The sequence below is a fragment of the Dyella japonica genome, from assembly GCF_040545895.1.
Classification (GTDB): Bacteria; Pseudomonadota; Gammaproteobacteria; order Xanthomonadales; family Rhodanobacteraceae; genus Dyella; species Dyella japonica_D.
Window position 1 is genome coordinate 17,435 of sequence record NZ_JBEPMU010000003.1, and the last position, 14,245, is coordinate 31,679.

13 protein-coding genes are annotated in these 14,245 nt (G+C 65.4%); 2 read left to right on the top strand and 11 right to left on the bottom strand.

The window, feature by feature from the left end; all coding sequences use genetic code 11:
- The first annotated feature begins 19 nt into the window (after nucleotides 1-19).
- On the top strand, nucleotides 20-640 hold the full coding sequence (gene msrB / locus ABIC75_RS10305) for a peptide-methionine (R)-S-oxide reductase MsrB (RefSeq protein WP_354013770.1): 621 nt from the start codon (nucleotides 20-22) through the stop codon (nucleotides 638-640).
- A 46-nt stretch (nucleotides 641-686) separates the two neighbouring features.
- On the opposite strand, the gene nadD is transcribed toward msrB, so the two are convergent.
- From nadD to ABIC75_RS10345, 8 genes are all read right to left on the bottom strand, one after another.
- Nucleotides 687-1,331, bottom strand: coding sequence for a nicotinate-nucleotide adenylyltransferase (gene nadD, locus ABIC75_RS10310; RefSeq protein ID WP_354013771.1), 645 nt, complete (start codon nucleotides 1,329-1,331; stop codon nucleotides 687-689).
- On the bottom strand, nucleotides 1,328-2,338 hold the full coding sequence (gene holA, locus ABIC75_RS10315; RefSeq protein WP_354013772.1) for a DNA polymerase III subunit delta: 1,011 nt from the start codon (nucleotides 2,336-2,338) through the stop codon (nucleotides 1,328-1,330). Before holA ends, nadD begins: the two co-directional genes overlap by 4 nt.
- Before the next feature lie 14 nt (nucleotides 2,339-2,352).
- A complete protein-coding gene (gene lptE / locus ABIC75_RS10320) occupies nucleotides 2,353-2,910 on the bottom strand; it encodes an LPS assembly lipoprotein LptE (protein WP_354013773.1) in 558 nt (185 codons plus the stop codon).
- A 5-nt stretch (nucleotides 2,911-2,915) separates the two neighbouring features.
- Entirely contained in the window at nucleotides 2,916-5,675 is a 2,760-nt protein-coding gene (gene leuS / locus ABIC75_RS10325) for a leucine--tRNA ligase (protein ID WP_354013774.1), read from the bottom strand.
- 166 nt (nucleotides 5,676-5,841) lie between these two features.
- The gene (locus ABIC75_RS10330; protein ID WP_354013775.1) at nucleotides 5,842-6,456 is read right to left on the bottom strand and encodes a PqiC family protein; all 615 of its coding nucleotides are present in this window, start codon (nucleotides 6,454-6,456) and stop codon (nucleotides 5,842-5,844) included.
- Complete coding sequence (locus ABIC75_RS10335) at nucleotides 6,453-8,132, bottom strand: intermembrane transport protein PqiB (RefSeq protein ID WP_354013776.1); 1,680 nt, start codon at nucleotides 8,130-8,132, stop codon at nucleotides 6,453-6,455. The genes ABIC75_RS10330 and ABIC75_RS10335 overlap by 4 nt, the downstream gene beginning before the upstream one ends.
- The gene (locus ABIC75_RS10340; RefSeq protein ID WP_354013777.1) at nucleotides 8,125-8,748 is read right to left on the bottom strand and encodes a paraquat-inducible protein A; all 624 of its coding nucleotides are present in this window, start codon (nucleotides 8,746-8,748) and stop codon (nucleotides 8,125-8,127) included. Before ABIC75_RS10340 ends, ABIC75_RS10335 begins: the two co-directional genes overlap by 8 nt.
- Nucleotides 8,745-9,386, bottom strand: a complete 642-nt coding sequence (locus tag ABIC75_RS10345; RefSeq protein WP_354013778.1) for a paraquat-inducible protein A — start codon at nucleotides 9,384-9,386, stop codon at nucleotides 8,745-8,747. Before ABIC75_RS10345 ends, ABIC75_RS10340 begins: the two co-directional genes overlap by 4 nt.
- Before the next feature lie 140 nt (nucleotides 9,387-9,526).
- Here ABIC75_RS10345 and trxA point away from each other — a divergent pair, with 140 nt between their 5' ends.
- Entirely contained in the window at nucleotides 9,527-10,387 is an 861-nt protein-coding gene (gene trxA / locus ABIC75_RS10350; protein ID WP_354013779.1) for a thioredoxin, read from the top strand.
- Between the two features lie 86 nt (nucleotides 10,388-10,473).
- Here the strand turns inward: trxA and ABIC75_RS10355 are convergent, their stop codons facing one another.
- The 3 genes from ABIC75_RS10355 to ABIC75_RS10365 all read right to left on the bottom strand — a co-directional run bounded on the left by ABIC75_RS10355 (nucleotide 10,474) and on the right by ABIC75_RS10365 (nucleotide 14,214).
- The gene (locus ABIC75_RS10355; RefSeq protein ID WP_354013780.1) at nucleotides 10,474-12,465 is read right to left on the bottom strand and encodes an alpha/beta hydrolase family protein; all 1,992 of its coding nucleotides are present in this window, start codon (nucleotides 12,463-12,465) and stop codon (nucleotides 10,474-10,476) included.
- A 155-nt stretch (nucleotides 12,466-12,620) separates the two neighbouring features.
- Nucleotides 12,621-13,811: a 2-methylaconitate cis-trans isomerase PrpF gene (gene prpF / locus ABIC75_RS10360; RefSeq protein WP_354013781.1), complete on the bottom strand. Its 1,191-nt coding sequence runs from the start codon at nucleotides 13,809-13,811 to the stop codon at nucleotides 12,621-12,623.
- Nucleotides 13,801-14,214 carry an endonuclease domain-containing protein gene (locus tag ABIC75_RS10365; protein WP_354013782.1) on the bottom strand — a complete coding sequence of 138 codons (414 nt, stop codon included), beginning with the start codon at nucleotides 14,212-14,214 and terminating at the stop codon, nucleotides 13,801-13,803. The genes prpF and ABIC75_RS10365 overlap by 11 nt, the downstream gene beginning before the upstream one ends.
- Nucleotides 14,215-14,245 lie beyond the last annotated feature (31 nt).

Below are 14,245 nucleotides of genomic sequence, written 5' to 3' on the forward strand. Positions count from 1 at the left end.
CAACCTCACGGAGGTTCTCATGTCTCGCACCAAGGACATCGTGAAACTGGAGCGTCGCCGCTTTCTGCGCGCGGCGCTGACAGGAGGAGCTCTTGCTGCCATCGGAGGCTTTGCGTTACCCACGCTGTTGAAGCACGGCGCACTGAGCGGCGAGGCCATGGCAGCCACACCGCCCGCCACCGGCGGCGAGGTGCTGCTCATCTGCTTCGCCGACGACGGCCACAAGCTGGGGCAATGCCACGTGCCCAAGCTGGTGCTCAACGACGCGCAATGGCATGAGCGCCTCAGCGACGATGCGTACTACGTGATGCGTCGTGCCGGCACCGAGCGCGCTTTCAGCGGTGCGCACGACAAGCCGGCCGTGCCGGGTCTCTACCGTTGCCCCGCCTGCGACACCGCCTTGTTCGACGCCGCTACGCAGTTCGATTCGGGTACGGGCTGGCCGAGTTTCTGGCAGCCGATCGCCAAGCAGAACGTGATCGAGATACGCGACACCACGTTTGGCTGGGAACGCATCGCGGTGAGTTGCGCGGGATGCGACAGCCATCTGGGCCACGTGTTCGATGATGGTCCGCGCCCCACCGGCCTGCGCTATTGCATGAACTCGGTGGCGCTGCGGTTCGTGCCGCGTACGTCGTAAGCATGGGCGTGACTGCGACGCCGCGGTCACGCACCACGCCATCGCCTTACGGCAGCGGTTTGCCTCGATAAGGCGCGAGCACGGCGGGATCGTCGAACAGGCCGCACGGCAGCAGGTAACGCGGGTCGCGTCCTTCCGCCAGCAGTTCGCGCACGCGCGTCGCGGAAATTTCCAGCGGCGTCACGGCCAGTTCGATCACCTTGCCTGCGGGCAAGGTCTGCAGCAGGTCGGGATCGGTCACGCGACGCGGAAGGATTTCCACTGCCAGTTCCACCGACCAGGCTGCATCGATGCCGGGACGGTTGAGCACGCCGATGTGCGCGTGCTCGAACAGCTCGCGCCAGTGGTGCCAGCTCGGCAGGTTGGCGAACGCATCGGCGCCCAGCAGCAGCACCAGCGGTCGATCGCCCTGCTCTTGGCGCAATTCGCGCAAGGTGTGGATGGTGTAGGAAGGCCCTTCGCGGCGCAGTTCGCGTGTATCGAGGGTGAGACGTTCCTGGCCTTGCAGCGCCGCCTTCAACATGGCGACGCGCTGCGCCGGCGTTGCGGTGGGAGCATGGCGATGGGGCGGCACGTTGGCCGGCATCAGGCGCACTTCGGCGTTGAGCAGTTCGGAGGCTTCCCACGCCACGCTGAGGTGCCCCAGGTGCACCGGATCGAACGTGCCACCAAAAAGCGCCAGCGGCTTCATGCCAGTGCGCCGGAAGCCCGCGGTTCGGCAATGGCCGCGATGAGGCGCTCGGCTTCCAGCCATGCATCGCCCTGCTCGCGGCCTTTCGCCATGCGATCGATGCGCGCGGCGCGCGCCAGGCACTGCAGCCAGTGTTCGCGCGGTGCGCGGCGCAGCGCCTTGCGGAAGAGTTGTTCGCGCGCCGGCCACAAGCGCTCGGCGCGTGCCTGCGCAGCGAAGTCGTGGGCGTTGGCCAGTCGCAACGCAAGCTGCAGTTGGTTCACCAGCCAACCCATCAGGCCGATCAGCTCCTCGCCCTCGGCATGCAGGCCGGCGAGAATGCGCAGCGCGCGACCGCCCTCGCCTGCGAACGCGGCGTCGGTGAGCTTGAATGCGTCGTAGCGGGCGCTGTCGGCGACGAGGTTTTCCATCTCCTGCGCATCGATCTTGCCCTGGCCGTGCAATACGACCAGCTTGTCGATTTCCTGCGCCGCGGCAAGCAGATTGCCCTCCACGCGCTCGGCGAGCAGCGCGGACGCATCGGGCGTGGCCGAGAGCCCGCGCGACGACAGGCGTGCACCAATCCACGACGCCCATTCGTTCGGGCGCGGCGCATTGAACACCACCAGGGCGCCTGCGGCATCGAGGTTCCTGGTCCACGCGCCTTCGTGCTTGTTGCTCCACTCGGTGGCCGTGATCAGCAAGGTCACGTCCGGCGGCGGATTGGCGCAGAACTCGTTGATGGCCTTGGCGCCTTCGGTACCGGGGCGACCGGTGGGAAGGCGCAGGTCGAGCAGGCGGCGCGTGGCGAACAGCGACATGCCGGCCGCGGCGCGCGCCAGATCATCCCAGTCGAAATGGTTGCCGACATCCAGCACTTCGCGTTCGGCATAGCCGAGCTTGCGTGCTTGCGCGCGCAACGCGTCAGCGGCTTCCAGCACCAGCAATTCTTCGCCGGCCAGCAGATACACCGGCCGCAGTTGATCGGCGGCCAGCGATTTCTGCCATTGCATGGCGTTGAGCGGCATGAGGAGGCGCTTGCTTAGTGCGTGCTGCTGGCCGAGGCCGGCTGCGCTTGCTCAGCAGCCGCCGCGGCCGTCTGGCCCGGATGACGGCCAGCCGCCTGCAGACGGAACAGGATGGCCTGCACCATGTCGTCGTTGAGGCTGCCCTGGATCGCGTCGACCTGCGCCTGCGTACCCACGGTATTGGTGGCGTCGTAGCTGAATTCGCGCTGCAGGTCGATGCGCTGGTGCGGTACCAGCGGCTGGCCGGTACCGTCGTGCACGTCGAATTCCACGTGATAACGCACGGTGTATTCGGTCACGCGCGCCTGCCCGCTCACGGTCAGCGTATCGGTGCTGAATTGGGCAAGTGGAGCGCTAAGTTCGGCGACACCGGTGCCGGCATGCTCTTCGACCGTGATGCCCGAGCTCACCAGCGCGCGCTCAAGACCGCGCTGGAGGTTGGGATTGCCCGACGTCACGTGCACGCGCTGCATGGCAGGCGGCAACGCCACGTTCTGGCGCAGATGGAACCCGCACGCTGCCAGCACAACAGTGGACATCAACAGCAGCGAAGCTTTGAACACACGGCTCATGGATTTCATCCTGCGACGATGTTGACGATCTTGCCGGGCACTACGATCACCTTGCGCACGGTCTGGCCTTCCAGGAAGGCGGCAACCGGCGGATGTGCGCGGGCCAGCGCCTCGGCTTCTTCTTTGGACGCGTTGGCGGCCACCTCGATGGTACCGCGCAACTTGCCGTTGACCTGAACCGCAAGCGTGAGCGAGTCGCGCACCAGCGCGGCGCCATCCACCTGCGGCCAGGGCTGGTCTTCCAGCACCGACTGCGGATGACCGAGCACCTGCCACAGCGCGTGGCTCACGTGCGGCACCACCGGGTTGAGCAGCAGCACCATCGCTTCGAGCGCTTCATGGCGCACGGCGCGGCCCTGGTCGCTCTGGTCGTTGAACTTGTTGAGCGCGTTGAGCAGTTCCATCAGCGCGGCGATGGCCGTGTTGAAGGAGTGGCGCCGGCCGAAATCGTCGCTCACCTTCTGGATGGTTTCGTGCACCTGGCGACGCAGCGTCTTCTGGCCGGCGTCCAGCACGGACGGATCGACCACCGGGTGATCCGGGTTGGCCGCATGCGTGGTCACTTCGCGCCAGAAGCGGCGCAGGAAGCGCGCCATGCCTTCCACGCCGGCCTCGCTCCATTCCAGCGACTGTTCCGGCGGCGCCGCGAACATGGAGAACAAGCGCACCGTGTCGGCGCCGTACTTATCCACCATGGCCTGCGGATCGATGCCGTTGTTCTTGGACTTGGACATCTTCTCGGTGCCGCCGATCTTCACCGGCTGGCCGTCGTGCTTCGAACGCGCACCGATCACGCGCGCCTTGTCGTCGCGCTCGATTTCCACGTCGGCCGGATTGATCCAGTCCTTCGAGCCATCGGCGCTGTCGCGATAGAACGTTTCGGCGATCACCATGCCCTGGCACAGCAGGTTGGTGGCCGGCTCGTCCGAATGCACCAGGCCCGCGTCGCGCATCAGCTTGTGATAGAAGCGGAAGTACAGCAGATGCAGGATGGCGTGCTCGATGCCGCCGATGTACTGGTCCACCGGCAGCCAGTAGTTGGCGCGTTCGTCGACCTGATCGTGCGCACCCGGGCTGGTGTAGCGCGCGTAGTACCAGCTCGATTCCATGAAGGTGTCGAAGGTGTCGGTTTCGCGCTCGGCCGGACCGCCGCATTGCGGGCACGTGGTCTTGCGCCACTCGGGATCGGCCTTGATCGGCGACTGCACGCCGGAGAACGCGACGTCTTCCGGCAGCACGACGGGCAACTGGTCTTCCGGCACCGGCACCGCGTCGCAGGTGGCGCAGTAGATCACGGGAATCGGGCAACCCCAGTAGCGCTGGCGGCTCACGCCCCAGTCGCGCAGGCGCCAGTTCACGCGGCGCACGCCCTTGTGCTCGCGCTCGAAGCGCGCGGCCATGGCTTCGAAGGCCTGGCCGTAATCCATGCCGTCGAATTCGCCCGAGTTCACCAGATAGCCGCGCTCGGTGAAGGCGCTGTCTTCCTGGATGCTTTTCTCGAAGTCTTCGATCAGCTGCACGGCCGCCGGGATGTTGTAGACATCGACGCTGCCAACGCCGAGCGCGGCGCGCAGTGGATCGGAACCCACGCCCTTGGACAGGTCGTGATTGATCTCGGCCACGGCATCGAGCACGGCGCGATCGACCACCACCATCTTGATCGGCAGGCTGTATTTCTTGGCGAATTCCCAGTCGCGCTGGTCGTGGCCGGGCACGGCCATCACGGCGCCCGTGCCATAACCCATCAGCACGAAGTTGGCCACGAACACCGGGATCTTTTCACCGGTGAGCGGATGCACGGCTTCGATGCCGGTATCCATGCCGCGCTTTTCCTGCGTCTCCAGCTCGGCCTCGGACACGCCGCCGTGCTTGAGTTCCTCAAGGAAGGCCGCGAGCTTGGCGTTGCCTTGCGCCGCCTTGAGCGCCAGCGGATGTTCGCCGGCGATGGAGACGAAGGTGACGCCCATCAGCGTGTCGGGACGCGTGGTGAAGACGGTGAGCGGCTCGCTCTCGCCTTCCACGTCGAAATGGATTTCCAGGCCCTCGGAACGACCGATCCAGTTGCGCTGCATGGTCTTCACCGCATCGGGCCAGCCGGGCAGCGTGTCCAGGCCGTCGAGCAGTTCCTGCGCGTAGTCGGTGATCTTGAGGAACCACTGCGGGATCTCGCGCTTCTCCACCAGCGCGCCGGAGCGCCAGCCGCGGCCGTCGACCACCTGCTCGTTGGCGAGCACGGTCTGGTCCACCGGATCCCAGTTCACCACCGCATTCTTGCGGTAGGCCATGCCCTTCTTCATCAGCCGCGTGAACATCAACTGTTCCCAGCGGTAGTAGTCGGGGCGACAGGTGGCGAATTCGCGGGTCCAGTCGTACGCGAAGCCCATGCGCTGCAGCTGGGCGCGCATGTGCTCGATGTTCTGGTAGGTCCACTTGGCCGGCGCGGTCTTGTTCTTGATCGCGGCGTTTTCGGCGGGCAGGCCGAAGGCGTCCCAACCCATCGGCTGCAACACGTTCTTGCCCTGCATACGCTGGTAGCGGCTGATCACATCGCCGATGGTGTAGTTGCGCACATGGCCCATGTGCAGCGCGCCGGACGGATACGGCAGCATGGAAAGGCAGTAGAACTTGGGCCGCGAGGCGTCTTCCTTCACCTCGTAGGCGCGCTGGTCGCGCCAATACGTCTGAGCGGCGGTTTCCAGCGTCTGCGGCTGGTAGCCCTGCTCGTTGCCCTGGTCCTGGTTACCTTGATCCTGAATGTCCTGCATGTGTCCGGCGCCGTGAGTTTTGCGGGCTGCCACCGGCCTTTCCGATGGTCAGCTGGGAACGCGGCAGACTAGCAGAATTGGGGTCTGTTCCGCGCCAAACGGTCGCAAAACGGTGCCACGGAGGGCCTGGCGGGAGGCACGTTGCGCACTCCCGCTGGCTGCGCGATCAACCCTGAGGGCAGCTGGTGCCCTGGCCATTGGCCATGGCCGCCGCGGCCGCGCCGATCTGTCCGGCGAGGCGGTTGATCGCTTGCTGGTGTCCCTGCACCAGGGCGTCGTAGCCCTGGCCCACGGTTTCGCTGAGGCGACTGGTGCACGCCACGCCATCGCCGCCCTTCAGCGGACGCACGCTCCACGCCGCATCGATATAGGCATAGCTGCCGGGCACGGAATCGAAGCGGCGGATATCGAGCTTGATGCGCACCACAGCGTTGCCATGGCTGGGCAAACCGGTCACGTCCTGGGCGCGGAAATCACGCGTGAGGTCGGCGCTGAGCGCACCGCGCACTTCGTCACCCAGCGGTGCGATCCAGCGCTGCCCCTGCAGCACGTCAACGCCCTGCCCGCCCTCGCGCACCACCATCTGCGGCTGGTCCACCTGCGCCGGCACCGTGACCGGCAGCAGTTCGAACTGGAAGGGCTGCGCCGTGGGCGCCACCGTGGCTTCGCCACCAGCCGGCGGCACCAGCGTGTAGTAGCGCAGCGGCGGCGCCGAACCGCACGCACCCAGCACCAGCGCCAGTGCGGCAATGGCCAGGTTCAACGTTCCCCAGCGCTTCATGGCTTGCTCCCTTGCGACGGTTCGACCGGCGGCGGCGGTGGTGGCGGCGTCTGCGCCGGTTTGTCGTCGGCGCGGCGGCCACGCAGCAGCGCGTCCGGATGCGCGCCCAGATAGTCGGTCATGACGCGCAGCGAACGCGCGGCCCGCTGCAATTCCTGCAGCGTACCGCCCAGGTTCTGTTGCAGCTGCGAATCGGGCGAGAACATGTTGTCTGCATTGCCCAGCGTCTTCTGCGCGCCCTTGAGCGTGTTGGTGACTTCCGGCAGCACACCGCTGTTCACTTGCTTGAGCGTGCGGTTGAGCTCGGCCAGCGTCTGGTCGAGGTTGTTGCCGATGCTGTCGAACGGAATCTTCTGGATCTTGTTGACGATGTCGGCGATCTGCTGCTGGATCTTGTCGAAGTCACCCGGCGCCGTGGGGATTTCCAGCGGCCGGGCGCGACCATCGAAGGCCACCGTCGGCGCCTTCGGCAGGAAATCCAGCGCGATATAGAGCTGCCCGGTGAGCAGGTTGCCGGTGCGTGCCTGCGCGCGCAGGCCGCGATCGACCAGCTTGCCCATCATCATCGACATCTGCTCGTCGTCGCCCTGCGACTTGGCGATGGCCACGAGCTTGTCGTGCGCCTTGCCCAGGCGCGCCGGATACACCACCGCACCGACGATGGTCGGGAAGGTCTGCGTCTTGTCGTCGTAGTCGAGGTTGATGGACACCACGCGGCCAAACGGCACGCCCAGGAATTCCACCGGCGCATTCACCGCCAGGCCACGCAGCGACTGGTTGAAGCGCATGCGGATGTAGCGCGGCTCGCCATCGGGCGGCGCCATCGCCGTAGCCTGGTCGTTGAACAGCGTGAAGGCGTCGTTTTCCTGCGCGCGCGTGGCGTCGTGCGGCCCCGGCGGATCCTGGAACGCGACGCCGCCCGCCAGCACCGTGGCGAGCGATTGCGTGTTGACCTTCAGGCCGTCGGCACCCAGTGACACGTCGATGCCGCTGGCATTCCAGAAGCGCGAGGAGGTGGTGACGAACTCGTCGTTGGGTGCATCGACGAAGATCTGCAGCGTCACGCCCTTGCCGTCCTTGTTGAGGTGGTAGGACGACACGCGTCCCACCTGGATGCGGCGGTAGTAGACGGGCGAGCCGATATCCAGCGAGCCGAGGTCGTCCGAATGCAGGTCGAAGGTCTTGCCCGGCGCGCCATGCGTGACCGTGGGCGGCGACTCCAGGCCGACGAAGTTGTCCTTGGGCTCCTGCGACTGGCCGACGTCGGCGCCGATGAAAGCGCCCGAGAGCAGCGTATCGATGCCGGACACGCCACCGAGCCCGATGCGCGGACGCACCACCCAGAAGCGCGAATCGGCGGTGGCAAAGCCCTTGGCGGTCTTCTCCAGCGCCACCTTGGCCACCACGTGCGTGCGGTCTTCGCTGAGGCGCACGGTGCTCACCTTGCCGATGATCACGCTCTTGAACTTCACCGGCGTCTTGCCCGGATCGAGGCCTTCGGCGCTCTGGAAGCTGATGTTGATGGTGGGGCCCGCTTCGTACCACGCGTGGATCACCAGCGAGAGGCCCACCAGCGCGGCGATGACCGGCACCAGCCAGACCAGCGACGCATTCACCCGCGGCCGCTGGACCACGGGTTCGGGCAAGTCGTCGGTGATCTTGTTGTCGTCAGTCATCGGAGTCCCTGCCATCCCAGATCAATCGTGGATCGAACGTCATCGAGGCGATCATGGTAATCACCACGGTGAGCCCGAAGAACACCACGCCAGGCAGGGGTTCCACCTGGCTGAAGAAACCAAATTGCACCAGCGCCGTGAGCAGCGCCACCACGAACACGTCCAGCATCGACCAGTAGCCGATGAACTCGACCAGCCGGTAAAGCCTGCCCCGCTGGCGCTGCGCCCACTGGCTGCCGCGTTGCGAACTGATCAGCAGCAGCCCCAGCGCGAAGAATTTCAACACCGGTACCACGATGCTGGCCGTGAACACGATAACGGCAAGATCGGGCGATCCCTTGACCCACAGCTCGATGATGCCGCTGAGGATGGTGTTGTCGTCCACGTCGCCCAGGCTCACCGTGCGCATGATGGGCAGGATGTTGGCGGGCAAGTAGAACATGAATGCGGCGATCAGCAACGCCCAAGTGTACGTATAGCTGCGCGACTTGCGCTTGTGCAGCGGCGACCCGCAGCGCGGACACACCACATCCGGCGCCTTCACGTCACGGCACACCATGCGGCAGACGTGGCAGCCAATCAGGCCCAGGTCGCTGGCGCGGGGCAATTCACTCATGCCGGCGTTTCCTCGGTGATGTCCCACAGGCGGCGCACGTCGATGCTGGAGAACGCCGTGATGATTAGCATCAGCACACCGTACGCGAAGATGCCCGGATTGGCCGCCACTTCGAAATACATGTGCGCCTTCACGATCGCCACCAGGGCGCCGAGCACGAATACCTCGCTCATCGTCCACGGGCCCACGCGATAGAGCATGACCATGATCCAGCGGAAGCCCGGCGCACGGCGGCGCTGGCGCGCATAGGCCAACACCCAGAACAGGAAACCCATCTTCACGATGGGAAAGAAGAACAAGGTGAGCGCGGCAATCACGGCCACCACCTCCGCGTGGGAGCGCCACATGATCATGATGCAGCCCCACAGCGTGGCGCTGATCTGCTGGCCGTTGAGGCCCAGCGTCACGATGGGCCAGATGTTGGCCTGCACGAAGGCGATCATCGCGGTGATCACCAGCGCAAACATGCCACGCACGCCGATGCTGTGATGCCGGGCGAGGATGGCGTCGCAGCGTACGCAACGCGCCACCTCGCCACGCGCCAGCTTGCGGCGGCGGTATACCGTGTCGCAGTGCTCGCAAATCCACAGCGTGGGGGGAGCGATAGCCGGTTTGAGGCCTTGCGATGGCATGGTCATGGGGGGATTTTCGCAAATATCCGTGTCTGCCGCCGCAGTGGCCGAACCAAGCGTTCACGCGGAGGCACCGTAAGCCCCTGCGACCTTGATATGCTGGCTGACGCCCTGATGTGAAGGGCATTCGTCAACGGGAGTTCCCAGTGAGTGCCACGACCGCCGATACGCATGTTTTTGACGTGCGCGAGGACAACTTCGAAGCCGAGGTGCTGCAGGCCTCGCTGACCACGCCGATCCTGGTCGATTTCTGGGCGACCTGGTGCGGCCCGTGCAAGACGCTCGGCCCGATGCTGGAAAAGCTCGCCGGCGAGTTCAACGGCGCGTTCCGGCTGGCCAAGGTCGACGTGGACAAGTCGCAGCAGCTGGCCGGCATGTTCGGCATCCGCAGCATTCCCACCGTGATGCTGGTGAAGGACGGCCAGATCGTGGACGGTTTCCAGGGTGCCCTGCCCGAAGGCCAGCTGCGCGAATTCCTGCAGCGCCACGTGCAACCGCTTGATGGTGACGCGAACGACGTGGAAGCCACACCGGAATCGCCGGAGGAAGCGATCAATCGCATCCAGCAGGCCATCGCGGCCGAACCGGAACGCGCGGAGCTGAAACTCGATCTCGCCCTGGCCCTGATGCGCGCCGGCAACGCCGACGCCGCCGAAGCCGAACTGACCTCGCTGCCCGCCAACCTCGCCACCGATGCTCGCGCCGTGCGCCTGCGCAGCCAGCTCGACCTGGCTCGTGCGCTCAAGGGTGCGCCGTCGCTGCAGGAATTGCAGCAACGCGTACAAGCCGATGCCGGCGATTGGGCCGCACGCGACCTGCTCGGCGTGCGCCTGCTGCTGGAAGGCGACGCGCCGGGCGGACTGGATCAGTTCCTCGCCATCCTTGAAAAAGCCCGCGACTGGAACGACGGCCAGGCGAAGAAGCGCTTGCTGGCCGCCTTCACCACGCTCGACGACGCCGAGCTGGTGGGCCGCTATCGCCGCCGGATGGCGTCGCTGTTGTTCTGATCGACGTGGCGACGGGAATGCCCCGCCGCCAGCAACCGATATCACGGGCAAAGCCCATTCCCTCGCGGGAGTGGGCTTTGCGTTCTTCAGGGCGCGTTCGCCACCGCACCGTTGCTGCCAATGTTGCGGTCGAGGAACTGCGTGAGGCGCTCGAACAGCTCCACGTTGTTCTTCTCATCGTAGAAGCCGTGGCCTTCACCCGACTTGTACAACCACTCGTGCGGCACCCCCCGCTTGTTGAGCGCCGCATGCAGTGATTCGCCATGGATCGGCGGCACGCGCTCATCCTGCCCACCCACGATCAGCATCACGCTGGCCTTGAGCTTGTCGAGCTGGTTGATCGGCGAGCGGGCCGCCAGCATGGCCGGATCGGTGCCCAGGGTGTTGCGCAGGTAGTTCTTGCCGCTGATGCGATCGGAGATGTCGCCGTCGGTGTACATCTTGGCCAGGTCGTAGACGCCGACGTAGCCGATGGCGCAGCGATAGAGATCCGGCTCTTTCACCACACCTTCCAGCGCCGCGTAACCGCCGTAGCTGCCGCCGAAAATGCAGATGCGTCCCGCCGTGGTGATGTGCTGGTCGATGGCCCAGTGCGTTGCGTCGGTCACGTCGTCCTGCATGGCGCCGCCCCACTCCTTGTAGCCGGCGTGCTCGAAGCCCGCGCCATAGCCGCCCGAGCCGCGATAGTTCACCTGCAGCACCGCATAGCCACGCGTGGCCATCACCTGCACGGTGGGGTCGTACTCCCAATCGTCGCGTATGCCGAACGGACCGCCATGCACCATCACCACCAGCGGCAGTTGCTTGGCCTCTTCACGGCCCGGCGGCATGCTCAGGTAACCGCGAATGGTCATGCCGTCGCGCGCCTTGAACTCGATCGGCTGCTTGGAGGCCATCTGGCTGGGCTTGATCCATTCGGCGCGCTGAAGCAGTTGCTCGGCCTTGCCGGTGGCGTTGTCCCACAGGTAATACGTGCCCGGATCCATGTCCGACGAGGCCAGCGCCACCGCCTTGCTGCCATCCTCCGTGCTGGACACGACGCGCACGCTTTCGCCAGGCAGGGCCTTGGTGAGCGCACCGATCACCTTCATGGTGTCCGAGCCAGCGACGAAGGCCGATGCGGAAGGCGTTCCGGGCATGGCGTATACGCCCACCACGTCACGTCCGTCCAGCGAACGCATGAGGGTGTCGCCGTCGGTGATGTCATTGGTCCACACCGGCGCTTTCAGGGTCTTGCTGGCCACGTCCCATGGGCACAGCGCGCCAATGGCAGTCGTGCCGTGGCACGACATGTAGACCACCGAATCGTCGCGGTTGAACGCCTCCGGCCACGGCACGTCCTTCGTGGATGAGCCCTGGAACAGCAGCTGCCACTGCTGGCTTCCGTCCTCGCGGTAATACACCACCCGATACGCGTGACTGTCCGAGCCCATCGCGAAACGGGCCACGCCATGGTTGTCGACCACGAAGGAGGCATTGCGCAGTGGCGCCGTTCCCACCGGCCGCTTGACGCCGCTGTTCGCGTCCATGATGAAGAGCTGCGTGTACGCGCCATCGGCACCGCTGTCCCACGAGTTGGTCGCGATCATCACGTGGTTGCGATCACCGTTGCGCAGGATATCCACCAGCTCCCCCGAAGCGCGCTCCGACTGCGCCTGCTGGATGTGCGTGTTGCCGTTGCCGCTACCCGCTCGATAGCCGAACAGCAGGGCCGCGCCCGAACCATCACCGTTCACGGCAAAGAGCTCGCCCGTGGCGAAGGGCCGGTCCCAGCCACTTACCTGCGTGCCTTCGGTGTAGATCACGCGATGATCGTTGATCCACCAGAAATCCACGACCTGATTGCCCTCGCGCGGCTTCAGCATCGTGCCCTTGTGATTGACCAGATCGATCAGCGCCAGCATCGGCTTGCCCTTCACCACCGTGGTGGCCGCGAGGTAATGGCCATCGGCTGAGATCTTGATCTGGCTGTACTGTGCGTGGCGCGCCAGGTCTTCCAAAGACACGGTGGCGGCAAACAACTGGGACGACCAAAGACAAAGCACGCCGAAGACGGCGCACCAGATACGCTTTTCCATGCTATCTCCCCCAAGGAGCGGCACCCCATATGCCGCTGCCGAATCGCAGTATAGGCAAGTTGCGACCCGTTGATAGAGGCGGAAAGCGCCCATTCCGGAGTAGTGCAAAGACGCCCCGGCAGGGCGGGGCGTCGGCCCGAACCTGGGTTCGATGCTTAGAACGAATCGCCCGGCACGCGTACCCAGCCTTCCATCAGCACGCGCGCGCTGCGGCTCATGATGGCCTTGGTGACGGCCCAGGTTCCATTCACCAGCGTTGCCTCGGCACCAACGCGCAACGTGCCGGACGGATGGCCAAAGCGCACCGCCTGGCGCTCACCGCCACCCGCCGCAAGATTGACCAGCGTGCCCGGGATGGCAGCAGCCGTGCCGATGGCCACGGCCGCCGTGCCCATCATGGCGTGATGCAGCTTGCCCATCGACATGGCACGCACGAGCAGATCGATATCGCCTGCCGCCACCTGCTTGCCACTTGAGGAAACGTAGTCGGCCGGCTTGGCGACGAAGGCCACCTTGGGCGTGTGCTGGCGCGTGGCGATCTCGTCGAGGGACTTGATCAGACCCATGCGCAGCGCACCATGCGCGCGAATGGTCTCGAATGTTTCGAGTGCCTTGGCGTCACTGTTGATGGCGTCCTGCAATTCCGTGCCGGTGTAGCCGATGGCGGTAGCCTCCACGAAGACGGTGGGGATGCCCGCATTGATCATGGTCGCCTTGAGCGTGCCCACGCCCGGCACGTCGAGATCATCGACGAGGTTGCCGGTGGGGAACATCGTGCCGCCGACGCCTTCCTCCTCGGCGGCGGGATCCATGAATTCCAGCTGCACTTCGGCGGCGGGAAACGTCACGCCGTCCAGTTCGAAATCGCCGGTTTCCTGCACGTCGCCGTTGGTCATGGGCACATGCGCGATGATGGTCTTGCCGATATTCGCCTGCCAGATGCGCACGATGGCGACGCCGTCGCGCGGCACGCGCGAAGGATCAACCAGGCCACCCGCGATGGCGAATGGCCCCACCGCCGCCGAGAGATTGCCGCAGTTGCCGCTCCAGTCGACGAAGGCCTTGTCGATGGCCACCTGGCCGAACAGGTAATCCACATCGTGATCGGCGCGAGTGCTCCTGGACACGATCACCGTCTTGCTGGTGCTGGACGTGGCGCCACCCATGCCGTCGATCTGCTTACCGTAGGGATCGGGACTGCCAATCACGCGCAGCAGCAGCGCATCGCGTGCGGCGCCGGGCACCTGCGCCGACTCGGGCAGATCGTGCAGGCGGAAGAACACGCCTTTGCTGGTGCCGCCGCGCAGGTAGGTGGCGGGGATGCGGATCTGGGGCTTATGGCTCATGAAAATCCCGTATCGATGCAATCTGGTGTTCTCCCCTCTCCCCTTGCGGGAGAGGGGCTGGGGGAGAGGGGACGCTTTTGGCGAGCTCTTTCAAAATGGCCTCAAGCACTGCTTCGATATTCTGCAATATCTCGTCATTCCAATAGCGCAGCACCGTGAAGCCTTGACCCCGCAACCATGCATCACGCACCGCGTCATTGGCACTGCCGTTGTGCTGCCCGCCATCGGCCTCAACGACCAGGCGAGCGCCGAAATGCACGAAATCCACGATGTAGGGGCCAATGGGTTGCTGCCGCCGGAACTTCTGATCGCACATGCGGTGGGCACGAAGGTGACGCCACAGTAGCTGCTCCGGGTCGGTCATGTTTTTGCGCAAAGTCTTGGCGAACTGTCGCTGATCCATGCCCCTCTCCCCAACCCCTCTCCCGCAAGGG

Bases quoted from the DNA above. Each gene is read 5' to 3' on its own strand.
- ABIC75_RS10330 (WP_354013775.1), bottom strand. From the start codon at position 6,456: ATGAAGCGCTGGGGAACGTTGAACCTGGCCATTGCCGCACTGGCGCTG.
- nadD (WP_354013771.1), bottom strand. From the start codon at position 1,331: ATGAAGCCGCTGGCGCTTTTTGGTGGCACGTTCGATCCGGTGCACCTG.
- holA (WP_354013772.1), bottom strand. From the start codon at position 2,338: ATGCCGCTCAACGCCATGCAATGGCAGAAATCGCTGGCCGCCGATCAA.
- leuS (WP_354013774.1), bottom strand. From the start codon at position 5,675: ATGCAGGACATTCAGGATCAAGGTAACCAGGACCAGGGCAACGAGCAG.
- ABIC75_RS10335 (WP_354013776.1), bottom strand. From the start codon at position 8,132: ATGACTGACGACAACAAGATCACCGACGACTTGCCCGAACCCGTGGTC.
- ABIC75_RS10355 (WP_354013780.1), bottom strand. From the start codon at position 12,465: ATGGAAAAGCGTATCTGGTGCGCCGTCTTCGGCGTGCTTTGTCTTTGG.
- lptE (WP_354013773.1), bottom strand. From the start codon at position 2,910: ATGAGCCGTGTGTTCAAAGCTTCGCTGCTGTTGATGTCCACTGTTGTG.
- ABIC75_RS10365 (WP_354013782.1), bottom strand. From the start codon at position 14,214: ATGGATCAGCGACAGTTCGCCAAGACTTTGCGCAAAAACATGACCGAC.
- prpF (WP_354013781.1), bottom strand. From the start codon at position 13,811: ATGAGCCATAAGCCCCAGATCCGCATCCCCGCCACCTACCTGCGCGGC.
- ABIC75_RS10345 (WP_354013778.1), bottom strand. From the start codon at position 9,386: ATGACCATGCCATCGCAAGGCCTCAAACCGGCTATCGCTCCCCCCACG.
- msrB (WP_354013770.1), top strand. From the start codon at position 20: ATGTCTCGCACCAAGGACATCGTGAAACTGGAGCGTCGCCGCTTTCTG.
- ABIC75_RS10340 (WP_354013777.1), bottom strand. From the start codon at position 8,748: ATGAGTGAATTGCCCCGCGCCAGCGACCTGGGCCTGATTGGCTGCCAC.